Source organism: Streptomyces sp. NBC_01525, from assembly GCF_045040405.1.
Lineage (GTDB): Bacteria > Actinomycetota > Actinomycetes > Streptomycetales > Streptomycetaceae > Streptomyces > Streptomyces benahoarensis.
Window position 1 is genome coordinate 5,651,588 of record NZ_CP109397.1, and the last position, 20,872, is coordinate 5,672,459.

General features: G+C 73.7%; 18 protein-coding genes and 2 pseudogenes. 8 read left to right on the forward strand and 12 right to left on the reverse strand.

Annotated elements, in window-relative coordinates:
• Positions 1 to 155 precede the first annotated feature (155 nt).
• The 5 genes and pseudogenes from OG422_RS25125 to OG422_RS25145 all read left to right on the forward strand — a co-directional run bounded on the left by OG422_RS25125 (position 156) and on the right by OG422_RS25145 (position 5,997).
• A complete protein-coding gene (locus OG422_RS25125) occupies positions 156 to 1,043 on the forward strand; it encodes a xanthine dehydrogenase family protein subunit M (RefSeq protein ID WP_143944627.1) in 888 nt (295 codons plus the stop codon).
• A complete protein-coding gene (locus OG422_RS25130) occupies positions 1,034 to 1,627 on the forward strand; it encodes a (2Fe-2S)-binding protein (protein WP_405745854.1) in 594 nt (197 codons plus the stop codon). Before OG422_RS25125 ends, OG422_RS25130 begins: the two co-directional genes overlap by 10 nt.
• A 2-nt stretch (positions 1,628 to 1,629) precedes the next feature.
• The gene (locus OG422_RS25135; protein ID WP_405745857.1) at positions 1,630 to 4,014 is read left to right on the forward strand and encodes a xanthine dehydrogenase family protein molybdopterin-binding subunit; all 2,385 of its coding nucleotides are present in this window, start codon (positions 1,630 to 1,632) and stop codon (positions 4,012 to 4,014) included.
• Positions 4,015 to 4,475: 461 nt separating this feature from the next.
• Positions 4,476 to 4,789, forward strand: a pseudogene (locus tag OG422_RS25140) (NCS2 family permease); the annotation flags it as partial.
• Between the two features lie 32 nt (positions 4,790 to 4,821).
• Complete coding sequence (locus tag OG422_RS25145) at positions 4,822 to 5,997, forward strand: XdhC family protein (RefSeq protein WP_405745859.1); 1,176 nt, start codon at positions 4,822 to 4,824, stop codon at positions 5,995 to 5,997.
• 100 nt (positions 5,998 to 6,097) lie between these two features.
• On the opposite strand, the gene OG422_RS25150 is transcribed toward OG422_RS25145, so the two are convergent.
• From OG422_RS25150 to OG422_RS25170, 5 genes are all read right to left on the reverse strand, one after another.
• Positions 6,098 to 7,321, reverse strand: a complete 1,224-nt coding sequence (locus OG422_RS25150; protein WP_405745862.1) for a beta-ketoacyl-[acyl-carrier-protein] synthase family protein — start codon at positions 7,319 to 7,321, stop codon at positions 6,098 to 6,100.
• Complete coding sequence (locus OG422_RS25155; protein ID WP_143941743.1) at positions 7,318 to 7,569, reverse strand: phosphopantetheine-binding protein; 252 nt, start codon at positions 7,567 to 7,569, stop codon at positions 7,318 to 7,320. Before OG422_RS25155 ends, OG422_RS25150 begins: the two co-directional genes overlap by 4 nt.
• 12 nt (positions 7,570 to 7,581) lie before the next feature.
• Positions 7,582 to 8,712: an SDR family oxidoreductase gene (locus OG422_RS25160; RefSeq protein WP_405745865.1), complete on the reverse strand. Its 1,131-nt coding sequence runs from the start codon at positions 8,710 to 8,712 to the stop codon at positions 7,582 to 7,584.
• A gap of 832 nt (positions 8,713 to 9,544) precedes the next feature.
• A complete protein-coding gene (locus OG422_RS25165; protein WP_405745868.1) occupies positions 9,545 to 10,117 on the reverse strand; it encodes a GNAT family N-acetyltransferase in 573 nt (190 codons plus the stop codon).
• Between the two features lie 89 nt (positions 10,118 to 10,206).
• Positions 10,207 to 11,040 carry a response regulator transcription factor gene (locus OG422_RS25170; protein WP_405747977.1) on the reverse strand — a complete coding sequence of 278 codons (834 nt, stop codon included), beginning with the start codon at positions 11,038 to 11,040 and terminating at the stop codon, positions 10,207 to 10,209.
• A 128-nt stretch (positions 11,041 to 11,168) separates the two neighbouring features.
• On the opposite strand from OG422_RS25170, the gene OG422_RS25175 reads away from it, so the two are divergent.
• From OG422_RS25175 to OG422_RS25185, 3 genes are all read left to right on the forward strand, one after another.
• Positions 11,169 to 12,872 carry an AMP-binding protein gene (locus OG422_RS25175; RefSeq protein ID WP_405745871.1) on the forward strand — a complete coding sequence of 568 codons (1,704 nt, stop codon included), beginning with the start codon at positions 11,169 to 11,171 and terminating at the stop codon, positions 12,870 to 12,872.
• Positions 12,869 to 14,536: an AMP-binding protein gene (locus OG422_RS25180; RefSeq protein ID WP_405745874.1), complete on the forward strand. Its 1,668-nt coding sequence runs from the start codon at positions 12,869 to 12,871 to the stop codon at positions 14,534 to 14,536. The genes OG422_RS25175 and OG422_RS25180 overlap by 4 nt, the downstream gene beginning before the upstream one ends.
• Before the next feature lie 141 nt (positions 14,537 to 14,677).
• Complete coding sequence (locus tag OG422_RS25185) at positions 14,678 to 15,319, forward strand: class I SAM-dependent methyltransferase (protein ID WP_405745877.1); 642 nt, start codon at positions 14,678 to 14,680, stop codon at positions 15,317 to 15,319.
• Between the two features lie 51 nt (positions 15,320 to 15,370).
• On the opposite strand, the gene OG422_RS25190 is transcribed toward OG422_RS25185, so the two are convergent.
• The 7 genes and pseudogenes from OG422_RS25190 to OG422_RS25220 form a co-directional block, all read right to left on the reverse strand.
• On the reverse strand, positions 15,371 to 15,751 hold the full coding sequence (locus OG422_RS25190; RefSeq protein WP_405745880.1) for an MmcQ/YjbR family DNA-binding protein: 381 nt from the start codon (positions 15,749 to 15,751) through the stop codon (positions 15,371 to 15,373).
• A gap of 183 nt (positions 15,752 to 15,934) precedes the next feature.
• The gene (locus OG422_RS25195; protein ID WP_405745883.1) at positions 15,935 to 16,450 is read right to left on the reverse strand and encodes a GNAT family N-acetyltransferase; all 516 of its coding nucleotides are present in this window, start codon (positions 16,448 to 16,450) and stop codon (positions 15,935 to 15,937) included.
• A 127-nt stretch (positions 16,451 to 16,577) separates the two neighbouring features.
• Positions 16,578 to 17,303 (reverse strand): hypothetical protein, encoded by a 726-nt coding sequence (locus tag OG422_RS25200; protein WP_143941751.1) that lies wholly within the window; start codon positions 17,301 to 17,303, stop codon positions 16,578 to 16,580.
• A gap of 298 nt (positions 17,304 to 17,601) precedes the next feature.
• On the reverse strand, positions 17,602 to 17,730 hold the full coding sequence (locus OG422_RS25205; RefSeq protein WP_405748089.1) for a hypothetical protein: 129 nt from the start codon (positions 17,728 to 17,730) through the stop codon (positions 17,602 to 17,604).
• 408 nt (positions 17,731 to 18,138) lie between these two features.
• Positions 18,139 to 18,423: pseudogene (locus OG422_RS25210) on the reverse strand (NAD-binding protein); the annotation flags it as partial.
• Between the two features lie 378 nt (positions 18,424 to 18,801).
• Complete coding sequence (locus tag OG422_RS25215; protein WP_405745887.1) at positions 18,802 to 19,110, reverse strand: SCO5918 family protein; 309 nt, start codon at positions 19,108 to 19,110, stop codon at positions 18,802 to 18,804.
• 237 nt (positions 19,111 to 19,347) lie between these two features.
• Positions 19,348 to 20,835: a DEAD/DEAH box helicase gene (locus OG422_RS25220; RefSeq protein ID WP_405745890.1), complete on the reverse strand. Its 1,488-nt coding sequence runs from the start codon at positions 20,833 to 20,835 to the stop codon at positions 19,348 to 19,350.
• Positions 20,836 to 20,872 lie beyond the last annotated feature (37 nt).

Consider the following 20,872-nt stretch of genomic DNA (forward strand, 5'->3'; position numbering starts at 1 on the left):
GCGCCGCGTTGACTGGCACCGACGGCATGAACAGGACATGAACTGCTCGCCGGCGGCGCGACCGGTGGCCCCCCACCGCGGGTGGTGAGCGAGAGTCTTCTGCGAGATTCCCGTACTTTGCCCTAGTTCGCCCCTATTCCTGGAAGAGAGCCGTGATGGACTTCCTTCGCCCCGCCACCTGGGAGGAGGCGCTCGCCGCCAAGGCAGAGCACCCCTCGGCGGTACCCCTCGCGGGCGGCACGGATGTGATGGTCGAGATCAACTTCGACCACCGCCGCCCCGCGTACCTGCTCGACCTGGGCCGCATCGGCGACCTGGAGGAGTGGGAGACCGGGGAGCGGACCGTGCGCCTGGGGGCGTCGGTGCCGTACACGAAGATCATGGAGCAACTGCGGACCGAACTGCCCGGGCTGGCGCTCGCCGCACACACCGTGGCCTCACCGCAGATCCGCAACCGCGGCGGCGTCGGCGGCAACCTCGGCACCGCCTCCCCGGCGGGCGACGCCCACCCCGCGCTGCTGGCGTCCGGCGCCGAGGTCGAGGCGGAGTCGGTACGCGGCCGCCGGATGATCCCGATCGACGACTTCTACCGCGGCGTCAAACGCAACGCCCTGGAGCCGGACGAGCTGATCCGCGCCGTCCACATCCCCCGGGCCACCGGCCCGCAGCAGTTCTCCAAGGTCGGCACCCGTAACGCCATGGTCATCGCGGTCTGCGCGTTCGGCCTGGCCCTGCACCCGGACACCCGCACCGTGCGCACCGGCATCGGCTCCGCCGCGCCCACCCCCGTCCGCGCCACCGCCGCCGAGGAGTTCCTGGCCGCGGCGCTGGCGGAGGCCGGGCTGTGGGAGTCGGGCGGGGCGCTCCCGCCGTCCGTCGCCCGGGAGTTCGGGCAGCTCGCCGCCGGTGCCTGCAACCCCATCGACGACGTCCGCGGCAGCGCCGCCTACCGCCGCCACGCCGTCGGCGTCATGGCCCGCCGCACCCTCGGCTGGACCTGGGAGACCTACCGCGGACAGAAAAGGAGCGCACCGTGCGCGTGAACATCACCGTCAACGGCCGCCCCCAGCAGGCCGACGACGTCTGGGAGGGCGAAAGCCTGCTGTACGTGCTGCGCGAGCGGCTGGGCCTGCCCGGCTCCAAGAACGCCTGTGAGCAGGGCGAATGCGGTTCCTGCACGGTCCGCCTGGACGGCGTGCCGGTCTGCTCCTGCCTCGTCGCCGCCGGACAGGCCGAGGGCCGCGAGGTCGTCACCGTCGAGGGGCTTGCGGACTTCGCCGAGGAGCGCGCCGGGCACGGTTGCGCCTCCGGCCCCTGCGGCACCGACCCCGACCCCGACGCCGCCCGCCGCCGACAGGCGAAGCCCGCCCCGGGCACCGACACACCACTCGCCCCCGTCCAGCAGGCGTTCATCGACGCCGGAGCCGTCCAGTGCGGCTTCTGCACCCCGGGCCTGCTGGTCGCCGCCGACGAACTCCTGGAGCGCACCGCCGAGCCCTCCGACGCCGACATCCGCGAGGCGCTCTCCGGCAACCTCTGCCGCTGCACCGGCTACGAGAAGATCCTCGACGCGGTCCGCCTCGCGGCCGCCCGCGCCGCCGCCCCGACCACGGAGAAGGGGGCCTGACCATGGCCGGAGTCACCCGCACCCCCACCGGCCTCACCCAGGGCTCCACCGCCCCGGCCGGAATCGGCACCTCCACGCTCCGCCCGGACGGCACCCTGAAGGTCACCGGCGAGTTCGCGTACGCCTCCGACATGTGGCACGAAGACATGCTCTGGGGCCACACCCTGCGCTCCACCGTCGCGCACGCCGAGATCGTCTCCCTCGACACCTCCGAGGCGCTGGCCACCCCCGGCGTGTACGCGGTCCTCACCTACGACGACCTGCCCACCGAGGTCAAGCACTACGGCCTGGAGGTCCAGGACACACCGGTCCTCGTGGACGGCAAGGTCCGCCACCACGGCGAGCCCGTCGCGCTGATCGCCGCCGACCACCCGGAGACCGCCCGCCGCGCCGCCGCCAAGATCAAGGTCGAGTACGCGGAGCTGCCGGTCATCACCGACGAGGCGTCCGCGACCGCCGAGGACGCCCCGCTCGTCCACGAGCACCGCACGGATCGCCATGCGGCCCACGTCCCGCACCCGAACATCGTCCACCGCCAGCCGATCGTCCGCGGCGACGCCTCCGCCGCCGCCGGACGGGCCGATGTCGTCATCACCGGTGAGTACGTTTTCGGCATGCAGGACCAGGCGTTCCTCGGCCCGGAGTCCGGGCTCGCGGTGCCCGCCGAGGACGGCGGCGTGGACCTCTACGTCGCCACCCAGTGGCTCCACGCCGACCTGCGGCAGATCGCCCCCGTCCTCGGGCTGCCCGAGGAGAAGGTCCGGCTGACGCTCTCCGGCGTCGGCGGCGCCTTCGGCGGCCGCGAGGACCTGTCGATGCAGATCCACGGCTGTCTGCTGGCGCTCCGCACCGGCAAGCCCGTCAAGATCGTCTACAACCGCTTCGAGTCCTTCTTCGGCCACGTCCACCGCCACCCCGCGAGGCTCCGCTACGAGCACGGCGCCACCAAGGACGGCAAACTCACCCACATCCGGTGCCGCATCGTGCTGGACGGCGGTGCCTACGCCTCCTCCTCACCGGCGGTCGTCGGCAACGCCGCCTCCCTCGCCGTCGGCCCGTACGCCGTCGACGACGTGGAGATCGAGGCGCTCGCCCTCTACTCCAACAACCCGCCCTGCGGCGCGATGCGCGGCTTCGGCGCCGTCCAGGCGTGCTTCGCGTACGAGGCGCAGATGGACAAGGTCGCCCGGGCGCTCGGCATGGACCCGGTGGAGTTCCGCCGGATCAACGCCATGGAGCAGGGCACCCTCATGCCGACCGGGCAGCCCGTCGACTCCCCGGCGCCCGTCGCCGAATTGCTGCGCCGCGTCAAGGCGATGCCGCTGCCGCCGGAGCAGCAGTGGGAGACCACCGAGGGCGCCGACATCCGGGCGCTGCCGGGCGGACTGTCCAACACCACCCACGGCGAGGACGTGGTACGCGGCGTCGGCTACGCCGTCGGCATCAAGAACGTCGGCTTCTCCGAGGGGTTCGACGACTACTCCACCGCCCGGGTGCGGCTGGAGGCCGTCGCCGGCGAACCGTTCGTCACCGTGCACACCGCGATGGCGGAGGTCGGCCAGGGCGGCGTCACCGTCCACGCGCAGATCGCCCGCACCGAACTGGGCGTCCAGCAGGTCACGATCCACCCCGCCGACACCCAGGTCGGCTCGGCCGGTTCCACCTCCGCGTCCCGGCAGACGTACATGACCGGCGGCGCGGTGAAGCACACCTGCGAGGCGGTGCGGGAGAAGGTGCTCCGGCTGGGCCGGGAGCGGTTCGGGACGTACCACCCGGCGTGGGCGACGGCCGAACTCCTGCTGGAGGGCGGCAAGGTCGTCACCGACGGCGGTGAGGCGCTGGCGGACCTCGTGGACGTCCTGGGGGAGGAGGCCATCGATCTGGAGCTGGAGTTCCGGCACCGGCCCACCGAACCGTTCGATCTGCGCACCGGTCAGGGCAACGGCCATGTCCAGTACTCGTTCGCCGCGCACCGCGCCGTCGTCGAGGTGGACACCGCCCTCGGCCTCGTCAAAGTCGTCGAGCTGGCCTGCGCGCAGGACGTCGGCAAGGCGCTCAACCCGCTGTCGGTGGTCGGCCAGATCCAGGGCGGTACCACGCAGGGCCTGGGCGTCGCCGTGATGGAGGAGATCCTCGTCGACCCGGTCACCGCGAAGGTCCGCAACCCCTCCTTCACCGACTACCTCATCCCCACCATCCTGGACACCCCGACCCTCCCGGTCGACGTCCTCGAACTCGCCGACGAGGCCGCGCCGTACGGGCTGCGCGGCATCGGCGAGGCCTCGACCCTCTCGTCCACCCCGGCCGTCCTCGCGGCCATCCGGGACGCGACGGGCCTGGAACTGAACAAGACGCCGGTGCGCCCCGAACACCTCACCGGCACCTGAGCCACCGGGCCGGGCGCGCGCCGCACCGCGGCCCGGCCCGGTCGCCGTCCGAGCAGCGCAGGGCGGCCCCCGCCCGCCTCGGGCCGTCCCCCGGGTCGTGCAGCCGATGTTCCGTCCCGGAGCCCGCCCGGAGCCCGCCCGGAGCCCGCCCGGAGCGGGCCCCTTGAGCGCCTGGGAGCCAGGCACCATGACCCCAGCAGCCCACCCGGCCACCGACGACGGCGGATGACGCGGGCCACGGCACGCGTCAGCCCGCCGGACGCGCGTGGCTCGACCGGTACTTCCACATCTCCCCGCGGCTCGACGCCCGCCCGCGAAGTGCGCGGCGGCATCACCACCTTCAAATGATCATGAACGCGATTCCGCAGGCCCTCAAGCACGCCATCACCATGGGCATCGGGATGTTCGTCGCCCTCCTCGGGCTGGTCAAGGCCGGATTCGTCGGCAGGGGTGAGGGCGGCCCGCTCACCCAACTGGTCCCGGCGCAGGTCGCGTCGGCCGCCCTCGTCGTCATCGGCGCGATGATGATGAGCGCGGCCGCCCATGTCGACTGGAGCGACCGCGCGACATCCGTCCCGGTCTTCCTCACGGTCGCCCTGATGCCGTTCACTTACGACATCACCGCGGGCGTCGGCGCCGGCGTCATCTCCTGCACCGTCATCCGGGCGGCGCAGGGCAGATGGCGTGAGGTGGGGGCTTCATGTGGGCGCTGACCCTGGTCTTCGTCGTCCACTTCGCCCTCCATCCGAGAGAAAGCCGGCTCGGCGTCGGATAGCCCCGCCCGCCCCCTTCGTGAGGAGAATCGAGATGCTGGACATCGCCGACGCACTGCACCGGTGGGTCGAGCAGCGGCGCGACTTCGCGGTGGCCACCGTCGTGGCCACCCACGGCAGCGCACCGCGCCACCCGGGCGCCGCGCTCGCCGTAGACGCCGATGGCACGGCCCTCGGCTCGGTCTCCGGAGGATGCGTGGAGGGCGCGGTCTACGCGCTGTGCCAGGAGGCGCTGGAGAGCGGCGCGCCGGTCCGCGAAAGCTTCGGCTACAGCGACGAGGACGCCTTCGCCGTGGGCCTGACCTGCGGCGGCACCATCGACATCCTCGTCACACCGGTCCGTGCCACAGGCCGGGACGCCGCCTCGGCCGCCTCGGACGGGGCGCGGACGGCGGACGCCGACGCGCTCGCCGGGGCGCTGGCCGCCGCCGCCCGCGGGGAGGCGGCGGCCCTCACCCGCGTGGTGCAGGGCCCGCCCGCGCTCCTGGGCCGCGCCCTGCTGGTACGCCCCGACGGCACCGTCACCGGCACCCTCGGCGGCCACCGCGACCTGGACCGCACCGCCGCAGCCGAGACGCGGGCGCTCCTGGAGGCGGGGCGCACCGCCACCGTCGAGATCGGCGCGGACGGGTCGCGGTGCGGGGAGCCGGTGACGCTGCTGGTGGAGAGCTCGGTGCCCGCGCCGCGGATGCTGGTCTTCGGGGCGATCGACTTCGCCGCCGCGCTGGTCAGGGTCGGCAAGTTCCTCGGCTACCACGTGAGCGTCTGCGACGCCCGGCCCGTCTTCGCCACCGCGGGCCGTTTCCCCGACGCCGACGAGATCGTCGTCGACTGGCCGCACCGCTACCTCGACTCCCAGGACCTGGACGCCCGCGCGGTGCTCTGCGTCCTCACCCACGACGCCAAGTTCGACGTCCCGCTGCTGGAGCGTGCGCTGCGGCTGCCGGTGGCGTACGTCGGCGCGATGGGCTCCCGCCGCACCCACCTAGACCGCCTGGAGCGGCTGCGCGAGGCCGGGCTGACGGAGCTGGAGCTCCACCGGCTGCGCTCACCGATCGGCCTCGACCTCGGCGCGCGCACCCCCGAGGAGACCGCGTTGTCCATCGCCGCCGAGATCGTCGCCAACCGCCGCGGCGGCACCGGCGCGCCCCTCACCGGCGCGCACACCCCCATTCACCGGGACCCGCCGCGGATAGGTTCGGTCGCCTGACGGCGGATGGCCGGGCCGAAGGGAGACGGCAAGGAGACGGCCTCCGCCCCGCGAGGGGGCGAAGGCCGTTCACCGGCTCCGGGTGCGGAGCCCTCGGGCGTCAGACGGCGGTGAACACGACCACCGCGTTCTGGCCGCCGAACCCGAAGGAGTTGCTGAGAGCGGCCCTGATCCGCGTGGGGCGGGGCACCTTGTGCACGACGTCCAGGTCGATGTCGGGATCGAGCGTGTCGAGGTTGGCGGTGGGCGGGATGGTCTGGTGCCGGAGGCTGAGGACCGTCGCCGCCGCCTCTATGCCGCCGGCGCCGCCGAGGCAGTGCCCCAGGACGCTCTTGTTGGCGGTGACGGGCGGCGGCGTGCCGAACACGGCGCGCAGGGCGCGGTGTTCGGCCTGGTCGTTCAGGGCGGTCGAGGTGCCGTGCGCGTTGACGTGGTCCACGTCGGCGGGGGTGAGTCCGGCGTCGTCCAGGGCCTGCCGGAGGGCCTGGACGGCTCCCCGGCCCTCCGGGTGGGGTGCCGTGACGTGGTGGGCGTCGGTGGAGTTGCCGCAGCCCGCCAGCAGGGCGTGCACGCGGGCGTTGCGGGCCGCCGCGTGCTCGGCGCGCTCCAGCACCAGGATTCCGGCGCCCTCCCCGAGGACGAACCCGTCCCGGTCCTGGTCGAACGGCCGGGATGCCCCGCCGGGGTCGTGGGTGCGCTCGGACAGCGTGCGCATCTGCTGGAAGCAGGCGACCGTGACCGGGGCGGTGCCCGATTCGGATCCGCCGGCCAGCACGATGTCGCAGGAGCCGCTGCGCAGCAGGTCCCGCGCGATGCTCAGGGCGGTCGTCCCGGAGGCGCAGGCGGTGGAGACGGCCAGGCTCGGGCCGCGCGCGCCGAGGTCGAGCGCGACTTCGGCGGGGACCATGTTGGGCACGCTGCGGACGATGGCGCGCGGGGAGATGAGCTTGGCCCGGTCGGAGTTGAGCCGGCCGAATTCCCGGTGGTACTGCTCCAGGCTGTTGCAGCCGACGCCGAGGACGACGCCGACCCGGGTCGCGTCCCACTCCTCGGTGGCGAGCCCGGCGTCCGCGACCGCCTCGCGGGCGGCGACGAGCGCGAGATGGGCATGGCTGTCCAGCCGGGAGGCGAGCGCGCGGCCGAGCAACTTGCCCGGTTCGAAGCCGGGCACGCGGCAGGTGAAGTCGATGTCCAGCTTGTCGAGCCGGGGGTCGGTGGCGGCGGCCGACCGGCCGTCCAGCAGCCCCTGCCAGCTCGCCTCGGTACCGACGCCGACCGGGGTGACCATGCCCGTGCCGGTGACGGCGATGTCGTCGCGCCTCATATGGCGGACCCCGCGTCCGCTCCCGAGGCCGCCGCGTCGAGCAGCGCGGCGGCCTCCGCGAGGGTGGACTCGGGCGTGAGATCTTCGATTTCGACGCCGGTCTTGTCCATGGCGATGACGCTCAGTTCGGCGAGGGAGAGGGAGTCGAGACCGATCTCGGAGAAGGTCGCGGACGGGGACAGGTCGTCCCGGTCCTGCCCGAGCTCTTCCACGAGGATGTCGGCGAGCTTTTCGTAAGGGGTGGACATGGTGGGTCTCCTTCAGGGGGTGAGGGAAGCGGCGACGGACGGGGCGCTGCGCAGGACCGCGACGAGATAGTTCCTGTCCGGGGCGGGGGGATCGGGGAGGGCGTGGCCCAGGGCGTCGAGCAGCGCGGTCCGGTCGTAGGTCCGGTGCAGGCGCGTGTACGGGTGGATGCCGCCCAGGAGTTGGGCGAGCTGCTGCGTCCCGTGCTCGGAGGTGTGGGACGGGGCGTCCGGCCCCACCCGCAGGTCCAGCCAGGGGCACAGGTCGCGCATGGCGTCCAGGCAGGCGGACACCGGGGTTTCCCGCGGATGCGTCAGATGGAAGGTCTCGACGAGCCGCTGGGGGGTGCGCAGGGCGACGTGCACCGATGCCTCGGCCGCGTACTCGACCGGGACCAGGTTCATCATGGCGTCCGCGCGGCCGGGCACCTCGACGACCGCCGGGGTGTCCGGGGTGGCGCCGGGGAACAGCCGGGACGGGCCGAGCCGGGACAACAGGGACAGTCGGGCGCCCACTTCGGCCAGGGGGTGCAGCGGTGCGTTGCGGGGCAGCGCCTGGTCGGTGGTGAGCACGCTGGGCCGCAGCACGGTCACCGGGTGGTTCCGGTCGTGGGCCCAGCCGCGGACCGCCTGTTCGGCGGCGTACTTGGACTGTTCGTAGGGGGTGCGGAAGCCGTACCGGTCGTCGAGGTCGTCCTCCAGGACCGTCCCCTCCAGGCGTCCGCCTGCCACGTAGGAACTGCTGGTGTAGAGGACACGGGGAAGCGGACCGGGGGCGGCCGAGGCCAGTTCGAGTACGCGGCGGGTGCCTTCGACGTTGACCCGCATCACCTGTTCCAGGGGCGCGGCGAGGTCGATGACGGCCGCGTTGTGCCAGATCACGTCGGCCTGGCCGGCCAGTTCGCGGTGGCGCTCGGGGCTGAGGCCGAGGAGCGGTTCGGTGAGGTCGGCGCGGAGCAGCCGGACCCGGGTGTGCAGGTCCTCGGGGAGCGGTTCCCCGGTGGCGCGCAGGGCGTGTTCCAGGCGGCGCCGGCCCGCGTCGCCGTCCTGGCGTACGAGGGCCGTCACCTCCCCGGGGCGTTGCAGGAGTCGTATGAGCAGGTGGGAGCCGAAGAATCCGGTGGCTCCGGTCAGTACGGTCAGCACGGGGGAGCGTCCTAGGGGTCAGTGAACCGCCTGCCGTGTTCGGGCAGGAGTGGGGAGGGCAGGACGATGCGGTCGGTGGAGGAAGGGGTGGCGGCCTCGTCTCCGTGGCCGGAGGGCTTCAGCACGGAGCGACGGGGAGGCGGACGGAGCCGGGGGCCGGTCGGGGCCGAGCGGGCCCGGCACCGGAGGGTGTCGCGTCAGGGACGGGCAGGGTGGTGGCCGGGCCACCGCACCGGGTCCCGGGGCGGGGCAGCGGGCCGGCATAAGGGGTGACCCGCCAGGCGGGCCGGGCACTGGGGAGCGGAGGGATGCACCGACGCCCGTGCTGTGCCGGGAGCCGTCCGGCCCCGGCGTGAGCGGGAGTGGGTGGGTATGTGGGCGCGCATCGCGCGCGTTACCGGATTTCCGGCAGATCGGGGGCGATGCCCGGTCGCGTGCCGCCCCCTCGCGGGGACGTGCGATTCCCGTGACATCCGGCGGGCGTTCCGGCGTTCCGCACGGCCGGGGGGAGCGAGCCGTTCACGGGTGGGGCGACAGGAGGATCCAACAGCATGCGAGCGAGAGCCCTCTCGTCTCAGCGGGGCGGCGGGCGGCCGTCACTATAACACGCTGTAATGACATGATTACCTGTGTCTTATTTGTTCCCGGATTACCCTTCCATGAGCATCGGGGGGCATTGGCAAAGCGGTCTGGACCCCATGAATTCCGGGATTTCGGGCGACAGGATCTCGCCGAGATCACGGCCCCGCCCCCACGCCTGGTGACGCGCCGGCGGTTCGCGAAGGGCGCGGGCCCACCGCGTACGGCGGGCCCGGAACGGCGCCCGGGGCGCTCAGCGTGGCGCGCGGGCGCCGTCCGTCCGCTCGGTGCGCAGCGCCGCCATCACCAGCACGTCGTGCCAGGCGCCGTCCCAGCGCAGCGCCTGCCGCATCCGGCCCTCCACGGTGAAGCCGCAGCGTTCGTACGCGCGCCGGGCACGGTCGTTGAAGGCGAAGACCTCCAGCCGGACGCGGTGCAGCCGGACGCGGTCGAAGGCGTGGTCCAGGAGCAGCCGGATCGCCTCGGTGCCCAGACCGCGGTCGGTGGCGCCGGCGACCAGGAGGATGCGCAGGGTGGCGTGGGCGTTGTGCGGGTCGACGTCCTTCAGCGAGAGGTCCCCGAGGAAGCGGCCGCTCTCCCGGTCTTCGATGGCGAGGTCGAGCCGTCCGGGCTGCGTCGCGGACACGGCGCACCACGCCTCGATCTCCTGCGGCGTGAAGTCGTGGTGGCTGCCGGTCAGCCGGCGGATCTCCGGGTCCAGTGTTGCGGCGTGGTAGTCGACGGCGTGCCGCGGCTCCAGCGGTACGAGCCGGATACGGGCACCGGGAAGGACGGGCTTCTCGTCGAGGGCGGAGGTATCGATCATGTGGGGATGATGGCGGCCCGCGCCCGGACCCGGCAACGGCATTTCCCGGCAGGGGCAGCCCGCGCCCGGGGCGCTTCGCCCGGCGGTCCCTACGGCAACAATCCCGCCCTTCGCGCCGCGATGACCGCCTGCATCCGGGAGTGTGTGCCCAACTTCCGCATGGCCGACCGCAGATAGCTCTTGACGGTCTCCGGGCGCAGCCCGAGCCGCTCCGCCGCCTCGGCGTTGGTGGCGCCCGCCGCGACACACACCAGGACGTCGACCTCGCGCGGCGCCAGCATGGGGGCTTCGCGCGCCGCGGGCAGTGCCGGCGCCTCGCCCGACGGGGCGGCGCGGTCCGGGGAGGCGGCGGCGAGCCGTCCGCAGGCCGTCAGCATCTCCTGGCGCAGCAGCGGATCGGTGACCCGCTGGGCCAGCGTCCGCAGATCGCCGTGGGCCTCGCGGACCTCCTCCCACCGCGCCGGATCGACGGCCGGCTGCCGCGCCGCCGCCAGCATCCGCGCCGCCTCGTCCTGGAGCAGCAGTGCCTCCTCCAGCTCCCGCGCCGCGTCCATCGCCGCGGACAGCGGGCCGTCACCGAGCCGCACCGGGGTGCGCAGTGCGCCGTACAGCACCCCGCGCACCCGGCGCCGCACCACCACCGGCACCGCCACCACCGACCGCAGCCCCTCGGTGGCGACCACCGCGTCGTACTCATGGCTGATCACCACGGAGGTGTGGTAATCGGTCACCGTGAACGGGCGGCGCAGCGCCACCGCCTTGCCGCCGACGCCGTTGCCGTGGTGAATGTCGAGACCGCGCAGCGCGGCGGTCGCCGTACCGGCCAGGGAGTTGAGCCGGTAGCGTCCGTGCCCGGCCTGTAGCCCGCCGAACGCCACCGGCAGTCCGCTGTAGCGGCGCAACCGCGCCAGAGCCGCCCCCAGGTCTGCGGACGTGTCCGTCCCCGGCTCGCCGTACACCCATAACCTCCGCTTCCCCCCGTACGGGGGTGGTGAGACATGCGTCACTGATTACACGATGTCCACCAGGCGTGGGGCAATGAGGAGGACACATGCTGGACAGGGACGGGACGCAGGAAGGCCGCTCGCCGGACGCGACCGAGGAGTTCCGGGCCGCCAGGGACCTGCTGGTGCGCTTCGGCGACGACTACGAGGGCGCCCGCGCGCACTTCCGCTGGCCGCGGCCCGCGCACTTCAACTGGGCGCTCGACTGGTTCGACGTCATCGCCCGCGACAACGACCGCACCGCCCTGCACATCGTTGAGGAGGACGGCACCGAGACCCGCATCAGCTTCGCGGAGATGCGCCGCCGCTCCGACCGGACCGCCTCCTGGCTCGCGGCCCACGGCGTACGGCCCGGCGACCGCATCGTGGTGATGCTCGGCAACCAGACCGAGCTGTGGGAGACCGCCCTCGCCGCGATGAAGCTGCGCGCCGTGGTGATCCCCGCGACGCCGCTGCTCGGCCCCGTCGACCTCACCGACCGCATCACCCGCGGCAGGGCCCGCTTCGTCATCGCGCGGGCCGAGGACACCCCCAAGTTCGACCAGGTGCCCGGCGGCTACACCCGGATCGCGGTGGGCGGCGCCCCCGAGGGCTGGCTGGCGTACGAGGAAGCACGGGAGGCGTCCGAGGCGTTCGTGCCGACCGGGCCGACCCGGGCCGACGACTCGCTGATGCTGTACTTCACCTCCGGCACCACCGCCCGCCCCAAACTCGTCGAGCACACCCACACCTCGTATCCGGTCGGGCATCTCGCGACGATGTACTGGATCGGGCTGCGCCCCGGCGATGTGCATCTGAACATCTCGTCACCCGGCTGGGCCAAGCACGCCTGGTCCAATCTCTTCGCCCCGTGGAACGCCGAGGCAACCGTCTTCATCCACCACTACACCCGCTTCGACGCGGGCCGGCTGATGGCGGAGATGGACCGCGCCGGGGTGACCAGCTTCTGCGCGCCGCCGACGGTGTGGCGGATGCTCATCCAGGCCGACCTGTCGGCCCTCAAGCGCCCGCCGCGGGAGATCGTCGCGGCGGGGGAACCGCTCAACCCGGAGATCATCGAGCAGGTCCGCGCCGCCTGGGGCGTGACCATCCGCGACGGCTTCGGGCAGACCGAGACCGCCGTGCAGGTCGCCAACACGCCGGGCCAGCGGATCAAGCCCGGTTCGATGGGCCGCCCCACGCCCGGCTACGACGTCGTCCTGCTCGACCCGGTCACCGGCGCCCCGTCCGACGAGGGCGAGATCGCGCTGGCGCTCTCCTCGTCCCCGGTCGGCCTGATGGCCTGCTACCTCGGCGACCCGGAGCGCACCGCCGAGGTGATGACGGGCGGCTACTACCGCACCGGCGACATCGGCGCCCGCGACGCCGACGGCTGGATCACCTATGTCGGCCGCGCCGACGACGTGTTCAAGGCATCCGACTACAAGATCTCCCCGTTCGAGCTGGAGAGCGCGCTCCTGGAGCACGAGGCGGTCGCCGAGGCCGCGGTCGTCCCGGCGCCCGACCCGCTGCGCCTCGCCGTTCCCAAGGCGTACATCGTGCTGGCCGAGGGCTGGGAGCCCGGCCCGGAGACCGCGAAGGCGCTGTTCGCGCACTCCCGCGAGGTGCTGGCCCCGTACAAGCGCATCCGGCGGCTGGAATTCGCCGACCTGCCCAAGACCGTCTCCGGAAAGATCCGCCGCATCGAGCTGCGCGAACGCACCGCGCAGGGCGACGGCGGCGCCGAATACCGGGAGGAGAACCACCGATGACCCCACCCGCCACGGAGACCGCCGCCGCACCGCCCCCGGACGGCACGGCATCCGCCTACGCCCGCGGGGACACCGCGCAGCCGCTGCTCCACCGCACCATCGGCGCCGACCTCACCCGCACCGCCGCGCGGTGCGGCGACCGGGAGGCGCTGGTCGACGTCCCGTCCGGGCGGCGCTGGACCTACGCGGAGCTGGACCACGACGTCGACGAGGTCGCGCTCGGCCTGCTCGCCCACGGCATCGGCAACGGCGACCGGGTCGGCATCTGGTCCCCCAACTGCCCCGAGTGGCTGCTCCTCCAGTACGCCACCGCCCGCATCGGCGCCATTCTCGTCAACGTCAACCCGGCCTACCGCACCCACGAACTCGGCTACGTCCTGCGGCAGTCGGGCACCCGGCTGCTGGTCGCCGCGACCGGCCACAAGAGCAGCGACTACCGGAAGATGGCGGCCGAGGTGCGCGGCGACTGCCCCGCGCTGCGCAAGGTGGTGCACCTCGGCGACCCGGGCTGGGGGGAGCTGCTGGCGTCCGGCGCCGCCGTGCCCCGCGAGCGGCTGGCCGCCTGCGCCGCCGCGGTGTCGCCCGGGGACCCGGTCAACATCCAGTACACCTCCGGCACCACCGGCTTCCCCAAGGGCGCGACCCTCTCCCACGGCAACATCCTCAACAACGGCTACGGGGTGGGGGAGACCGTCGGCTACACCGAGCACGACCGGATCTGCCTGCCGGTGCCCTTCTACCACTGCTTCGGCATGGTGATGGGCAACCTCGCGGCCACCTCGCACGGCGCCTGCGTCGTCATCCCCGCCCCCTCCTTCGAGGCGGCCGCCACGCTCCGCGCCGTCCAGGACGAGCGCTGCACCTCGCTCTACGGCGTCCCGACGATGTTCATCGCCGAGCTGGAGCACCCCGAGTTCGGCGGGTACGACCTGTCGTCGCTGCGCACCGGGATCATGGCGGGCTCGCCCTGCCCGGAGGAGGTGATGAAGCGGGTGGTCGCCGAGATGCACATGGCGGAGGTGTCCATCTGCTACGGCATGACCGAGACCTCCCCGGTCTCCACCCAGACCCGCCGCGACGACGACCTGGAGCACCGTACGGCGACGGCGGGCCGGGTGCTGCCGCACATCGAGGTCAAGGTCGTCGACCCGGTGACCGGCGCGACCGTGCCGCGCGGCGCGACGGGCGAACTGTGCACCCGCGGCTACAGCGTGATGCTCGGCTACTGGGAGGACCCACAGCGCACCGCGGAGGTCATCGACGCCGAGCGCTGGATGCACACCGGCGATCTGGCGGTGATGAACGACGACGGTTACGTCCGCATCGTCGGCCGCATCAAGGACATGATCATCCGGGGCGGGGAGAACGTCTATCCGCGCGAGATCGAGGAGTTCCTGCACGCCCACCCGAAGATCTCCGACGTCCAGGTGGTCGGCGTCCCCGACGCGAAGTACGGCGAGGAGATCGCCGCCTGCGTCATCCTCCGCGACGCCACCGACCCCCTCACCCTCGACGAACTGACGGAGTACTGCCGCACCCGCCTGGCCCACTTCAAGATCCCACGCCGCCTGGAGCTGGTCGAGAACTTCCCGATGACGGTCAGCGGCAAGGTCCGCAAGGTGGAGCTGCGGGAGCGGCTGGCGGGGGAGGCGTACGGGGCATAGCCGGGCGGGCCGGGCGCTCCGCCCGCCGGGCGGCGTTGCCGTTCCGGCAACCTTCCTTGGCGGCCCCCGGCACGGGCGCGATCCTGGCCGCCGGTGCGCCCGCCCGGCGCGCCGGACTGCCGACCACACCCGAGGAGCGCCATGTCCGCCACGCCCCCGACCACCGACCCGACCCGCTTCTGGGAGGACCGCTACCGCGACAGCGACCGGGTCTGGAGCGGCAACCCCAACCCGCTGCTCGTCCGCGAGGCCGGCGATCTGACGCCCGGCACCGCCCTGGAGCTGGGCTGTGGGGAGGGCGCCGACGCCGTCTGGCTCGCCGGGCGCGGCTGGCACATCACCGGCGTCGACATCTCCGCCACGGCGCTGCGCCGGGCAGCCGCCCACGCCGCGGCGGCGGGCGTCGCCGCGCGCACCACCTGGCAGCGGCACGAGCTGGGCGTCACCTTCCCGGAGGGGACGTACGACCTGGTCAGCGCCCAGTTCCTGCAATCGCCGGTGGCACTGGACCAGGACCGCGTGCTGCGGCTGGCCGCCGAGGCGGTCGCTCCGGGCGGCACACTGCTGTTGGTGCTGCACGGCGGCTGGCCCTCGTGGCAGGGCGAGCAAGACCACCCCTTCGACGCGGTCTTCCCGACGCTGGACGGCGTCCTGGACCAGCTCGCGCTGCCGGAGACCTGGCGGGTGGTGACGCGGGAGGCGGTGGAGCGCCCCGCACCGTCGCCCACGGGCGAGCCGGGGACGCGGGTGGACCTGGTGTGGCGGCTGCACCGTACGGTCTGAACGGCGCGGATCGGCGGGTGGCCCGGGGCGGCCGCTTCCGGGGCCGCGCGCTCAGCTCCGCCGGGGCTCCGCCCGGTCGAGGCGGAGCCGCTGGGAGCGGGGCAGGCCCGCGACGACCAGATCGTAGGAGTCCTCGATCATCTCCCGCACCAGGCGGTCGGGGAGCGAGCCGGTCAGCGTGACGGTGTTCCAGTGCCGCTTGTTGAGGTGGTAGCCGGGGATGATCTCCGGGTGGGCGGCGCGCAGTTGCGGGGCCAGTTCGGGGTCGCATTTGAGGCTGACGGAGAGCGGCGTGGCCGTCAGGTTCGTCAGCGCGAAGATCTTGCCGCCGACCTTGAAGACGGAGAGATCCGGGCTGCGCGGGAACGGGAACTCCTCGCCCGCGCCGTTCTGTTCCAGGCAGACGGCGCGCAGCGCCTCGGCGTCGATCATGGCGGCATTATGCCGGGCGGGTGCCGGGCGGGCTCCCGGTGGGCAGCGAGGGCGGTGGCCCGTGATCGCGCCGCCCTGTGACCGCGCCGCCCCGTGACCGCGCCGCCCCGTGACCGCGCAGCCCCGGGTGCCCGCCGGGCCGCCCGCGCCCCGCATCCGGCCGTGGGCCCCGGCCCGCCGCCGTCAGGCGGTCGCCGCCTCCCGCCGCATGCACAGCCGGGGCCACCGGTCCAGCCCCAGCTCCGCCTCGTGGGCCCGGATGGCACGCAGGCCGGGCGTCAGCTCCGCGTCGGCGAGCGGGCGGAAGCCGAGCCGGGCGTAGTAGGGCGCGTTCCACGGAACATCGCGGAAGGTCGTCAGGGTCAGCGGGCGGTCGCCGCCGTCGTGTGCGGCCCGGTCGATGAGGGCCTGTCCGATACGGCGGTGGGCGTACGCGGGGGCCACCGACACCTGCTCGATGTGGGTGGCGCCGTCGACCGGCTCCCACATCAGGTATCCGGCGAGGCCGTCGCCGGGCCCTTCCTCGGCGTACGCCACGAGCAGTCGCCCGGCGCGCAGGCTGGCCGCGAGGGTGGCGAGGGCGGGCGGTTCGTCGTCCGCCACGGCGGCCATCCCGATGTCGTGGAAAGGCGCGCCCGCGGCGCTCTCCAGGGTGCGCAGGGCGGGGAGTTCGGTCTCATGGGCCGGACGGATGATCATCCGCGGAGTCTGCGCCGACGGGCCCCGCCCCCGCAACCGGATTCCGGCCCGTGACGGGCATGCCCTGCGGCTCATAGGGACGGGGCCGGGCGGCGTCGGCGTACCGGAACGCGCGGACCCGCGCGCGTCACCCGGGCCGCTGCGCCCCCTTGCGGATCAGCTCGTCGGCGGCGTCGTTGACCGGCTGCGGGGTGCCCGTGAGGTCCATGACGAAGAGCGGGATGTGCAGGTCGTCGGCGCGGCAGCGGGCATCGTGGGCGTACCCGGCGAGGGAGAAGAAGACGGTGATGGCGGAGTCGTGGAGGCCGTTGAGCCAGACGCACTCGATCTCGCGGAGCGCCGTGGACCGCGTCGTCGGGTCGACCTGCGCGACCACGCCGGTGCCCCGCAGATCCACCCCGGACGCCGTCCGCTCCTGGGTACGGCGGATGTCGGTGAAGCCCAGCCACTTCAGATACTGCGCGGCGGCCGTGACGCAGTCCCGGGCGGTGCGGATGGTGATCGGGCGGAACGCCGGGCGCAGCACCTGGGGCGGGGCGGCCGGTGCCGTACCGCGGCTGCCGGGGGTGGCGCCGCGCGGCGGTGCGGGCGGGACGGGCACAACGGGGATGCGGACGACCGTGCCGCAGACGCAGCCGGACTCCGGCGCGGGCCACTCGTCCTGGCGGCCACAGATGTCGCAGCGCACCATCACCCAGGAACCCTGCCAGGTGCGGTGCACGATCTCGACGGGGACGCCGCCGCGCAGCACCGGCACCGTCAGCGGCGCCCCGCACGCGCAGGGGAAGGTCGGCGGGGTGAAGGCGTTCTCGCGGCGGCACGTGGGGCACCGCACCGGCACGCTGTCGGCCATGGTTGCTCCTGGCGGTCGATCGGGCGGGGCGGCGGTCTTCCGGCGCCGCGCGCCTGCTGATTTCTGCCATCGTGCCCCCGAACAGGCCGACAGGGGGCGGATTTGCGCCGATCGCCGCCGGTCGGCCGGGGACATCGGGGGAGCGTACGGCCCCCGCGGGGCCATGACCCGGGCGCAGGGGGCGCGTACGCGGGCGCGCGCCGCGCCCTTGCTCCGGCCGTGCGCGCGCCGCCGTCCGCATGTACGGACGGCCCGGATCCGTGACCTGCGGATCCGGGCCGTCCGCGGGTGGTTCCCGTCAGTGCAGATGCTGGTCCTGGAGGACGATCGGGCCGCCGACGCCGGCGGTGGAGGAGTTCTGGTTGTCGGCGACGGGGGCGCCGGACTCCGTGGTGAGAACGCGCGCGGTCGGCGTGGGCTTCGTCATGATGACCTTCCGTACGAGAGCGCGGAGGTTGGCTTCCGCATGTCGGAAGCGCAGGAACCGCCCCACCAAACATCAACAGTTTGTTGAAACGAGTGCGGGTGATGCGAAGGGGTGTTCCGGACGGCGGCCGCGCCTGGGCGCGACAGGACAGGTGTCGGCGCGGACGCCGTCCGGAGGTCTCGGTGCCCGGGACTCGCTCCCGGGCCGCCCGCGCCGTCCGCGCCGGTCGGCTCCGCCGCGTCCAGCGCCGTACGGACACCGATCGCGGTGGGGGTCTCCCCGCCCGGGGGACCGGCGGCGGTGGCCACCGCCCGTAGCCGCCCGCCCCCGGCCGCCGCGTACGCCGCGGCCGACGCCCCACCAGGACCACGCCGCGCAGGGCGGGGACGCGCCGCGGCGCGCCGCCCATCAGGCGTCGGCGGTGTGCCCGGACAGCCGCTCCACGCCGCGCAGCAGGGCGGAGTGGTCGAGCCCTCCGTCCCCCTGGGCGCGCAGCGAGGCGACGAGGCCCGTGACGACCGCGCCGACCGGCAGCGCCGCCCCGACGTTGCGGGCCGCGTCGGTGACGATGCCCATGTCCTTGTGGTGCAGGTCGATACGGAAGCCGGGCGCGAAGTCGCGGTTCTTGAAGTTCTCCTTCTTCCGGGTCAGGACGGTGGACCCGGCCAGCCCGCCGCCGAGGACGTCGAGGGCGTGGGGCGTGCGCGGCCGGGTGGTGCCGGGCGCGTGGAAGCTGCGGACGCATGCGTGGCTGGGGCGCGGCCTCCAGCCCTGATGCGTGAACCGGGATCCGACGAATCCGAGTCCCGCTTGCCGTCCTCCGGGCAGCTGGCGGGACGTCGACGGCAGGCCCTGGCGGACCCGGTCGGTGAAGCTCTGCTGCCCCCGGGGGTGCCGACGGCCCGGGTGGAGCAAGCCCGCCCCCAAATGGCGAAGGCTCAGGTCTTCGACCTGAGCCTTCGCTGTGCCCCGTTCCCCGGGGTACGCCGGTCCAACTCCTCTGTTACAGCGGTGATATGGCCATTACCGCGGTGATACGGCCGCGTCAGGCGGCCGCGCCGCCGCGGCTCATCAGCTCCGGGGCGGGTCCCCCAGGAGGGCGGAGGCTGCCTCCAGCGGGGTGGCGGGGGACGGGGGGACGGGGGCGGCGGCCGAATGGCAGGTGAAGCCGAGGCGGGTCAGGGCGCGGGTGACCTCGCCGGCGGTGAAGTCGCGGCGGTCCTGCCGGGTGATGACCTCGCCGACCTGCTTGACGGGGTAGTGGCGGCGGCCGATGAGGACGGAGTCTCCCGTGACGGGCTCGGGTGTGATGCCCTTCATCGCGTCCTGCACCTCGGTCTTGATCAGGTCGAAGGGGAAGCGGGCGATGACGCAGCGCATAATGCCTCAACAGGTTCGGAGGGAAGCCGGAAACGGAGTGCCGGCGCGGCCAGGAGCGGGGTCAGTGTAGGGACGCAGCTGACGGACGTGCCGTCGCCGGTCTGCTGCCGTGGCGTTGGCGGGTGGTGATGGTGCCACCGCGCCCGCCGGGACGGCCCGGGGTGCCACTGCCGGGAGGAGCCGTATGACGCATCGGCCGGCCCTCCCGCGGTGACGCCCCGGGCCTCGGGGTCCGTGCTACGCGGCCCGGCCGCGGGATGTGGGTGCCGTGGACCGGGACGCTCCCGCGGAGCGCCGGGCCTGGGCGGAGCGGGAGCGGCGGCCGCGGGTGGAGGAGCCGCTACGCCTGACCGGTTCGGCGACCGGGGCCGCGATGGTGACGGGGATGCCCGACGGGGTCTGGGCGCCGGTGATGCGGGTCAGTTCGGCCTCGCCGGAGCGGACCCGGGTGGAGCTCGGGGTGATGTCCGCGTGCTCCATCATGCGGTCCATCGCGCGGCGCTGGTTGGGCAGCACCAGCGTGACGACGCTGCCGGAGCGGCCCGCGCGGGCCGTGCGGCCGCCGCGGTGCAGGTAGTCCTTGTGATCGGTGGGCGGATCCACATTGACGACGAGGTCGAGGTCGTCGACGTGGATGCCGCGGGCGGCGACGTTCGTGGCCACCAGCAGCGTGACGGTGCCGGTTTTGAACTGGGCCAGGGTGCGGGTGCGCTGCGGCTGAGACTTCCCGCCGTGCAGGGCGGCGGCCCGGACACCGCTGTTCAGCAGGTGCTTCGTGAGCTTGTCGACGGCGTGCTTGGTGTCCAGGAACATGATCGACCGGCCCTCGCGGGCGGCGATCTCCGTGACAACGGCGTGCTTGTCCGCGCCGTGCACCTGCAACAGGTGGTGCTCCATCGTGGTGACCGCGCCCGCCGAGGGATCGACGGAGTGGACGACGGCGTCGGTGAGGTAGCGCCGGACCAGCAGGTCGACGTTGCGGTCCAGGGTGGCCGAGAAGAGCATCCGCTGCCCCCCGGGCTGGACCTGGTCGAGCAGCGCGGTGACCTGCGGCATGAAGCCCATGTCGGCCATCTGGTCGGCCTCATCGAGCACGGTCACGGCGACCTGGTCCAGACGGCAGTCGCCGCGCTCGATGAGGTCCTTCAGGCGCCCCGGCGTCGCGACCACGACCTCGGCGCCGCCCCGCAGCGCACCGGCCTGCCGGCCGATCGACATCCCGCCGACGACGGTGGCCAGCCGCAGCGTCAGCGACCGGGCGTACGGGGTGAGCGCGTCCGTGACCTGCTGGGCCAGCTCCCGGGTGGGGACCAGGACCAGCGCCAGCGGCTGCCGCGGTTCGGCCCGTCGGCCGGCGGTGCGGGCCAGCAATGCGAGGCCGAAGGCGAGCGTCTTGCCGGAACCGGTGCGCCCGCGGCCCAGGACGTCGCGTCCGGCCAGGGAGTTCGGCAGCGTGGCGGCCTGGATGGGGAACGGGGCCGTGACTCCCTGCGCGGTGAGCGATGTCAGCAGCTCGGATGGCATGTCCAGCTCGGCGAAGGTCTCGGCCGGGGGGAGGGCGGGGGTGTGCGTCACGGGCAGCGCGAATTCGCCCTGCGGTGCGGCGGGACGGCGGTTGCCGCCGGAGCGCTTCGATGCCTGTGGGGAGAAGCCGGAGCGGCCGGATGAGCCACGGCCGGAGCCGAAGCGGTGGGAACGGTCATGCGTTCGGGCTGTGCGGTTCATGGCGAACCTTCCTCGATGCGGCGCGTCGAGGAATTCC

Coding starts and splice junctions, on each gene's coding strand:
- OG422_RS25180 (WP_405745874.1), top strand. CDS start 12,869: ATGACCCCACCCGCCACGGAGACCGCCGCCGCACCGCCCCCGGACGGC.
- OG422_RS25135 (WP_405745857.1), top strand. CDS start 1,630: ATGGCCGGAGTCACCCGCACCCCCACCGGCCTCACCCAGGGCTCCACC.
- OG422_RS25150 (WP_405745862.1), bottom strand. CDS start 7,321: ATGAGGCGCGACGACATCGCCGTCACCGGCACGGGCATGGTCACCCCG.
- OG422_RS25220 (WP_405745890.1), bottom strand. CDS start 20,835: ATGAACCGCACAGCCCGAACGCATGACCGTTCCCACCGCTTCGGCTCC.
- OG422_RS25215 (WP_405745887.1), bottom strand. CDS start 19,110: ATGCGCTGCGTCATCGCCCGCTTCCCCTTCGACCTGATCAAGACCGAG.
- OG422_RS25205 (WP_405748089.1), bottom strand. CDS start 17,730: ATGACGAAGCCCACGCCGACCGCGCGCGTTCTCACCACGGAGTCCGGC.
- OG422_RS25165 (WP_405745868.1), bottom strand. CDS start 10,117: ATGATCGATACCTCCGCCCTCGACGAGAAGCCCGTCCTTCCCGGTGCC.
- OG422_RS25195 (WP_405745883.1), bottom strand. CDS start 16,450: ATGATCATCCGTCCGGCCCATGAGACCGAACTCCCCGCCCTGCGCACC.
- OG422_RS25185 (WP_405745877.1), top strand. CDS start 14,678: ATGTCCGCCACGCCCCCGACCACCGACCCGACCCGCTTCTGGGAGGAC.
- OG422_RS25190 (WP_405745880.1), bottom strand. CDS start 15,751: ATGATCGACGCCGAGGCGCTGCGCGCCGTCTGCCTGGAACAGAACGGC.
- OG422_RS25125 (WP_143944627.1), top strand. CDS start 156: ATGGACTTCCTTCGCCCCGCCACCTGGGAGGAGGCGCTCGCCGCCAAG.
- OG422_RS25155 (WP_143941743.1), bottom strand. CDS start 7,569: ATGTCCACCCCTTACGAAAAGCTCGCCGACATCCTCGTGGAAGAGCTC.
- OG422_RS25175 (WP_405745871.1), top strand. CDS start 11,169: ATGCTGGACAGGGACGGGACGCAGGAAGGCCGCTCGCCGGACGCGACC.
- OG422_RS25145 (WP_405745859.1), top strand. CDS start 4,822: ATGCTGGACATCGCCGACGCACTGCACCGGTGGGTCGAGCAGCGGCGC.
- OG422_RS25200 (WP_143941751.1), bottom strand. CDS start 17,303: ATGGCCGACAGCGTGCCGGTGCGGTGCCCCACGTGCCGCCGCGAGAAC.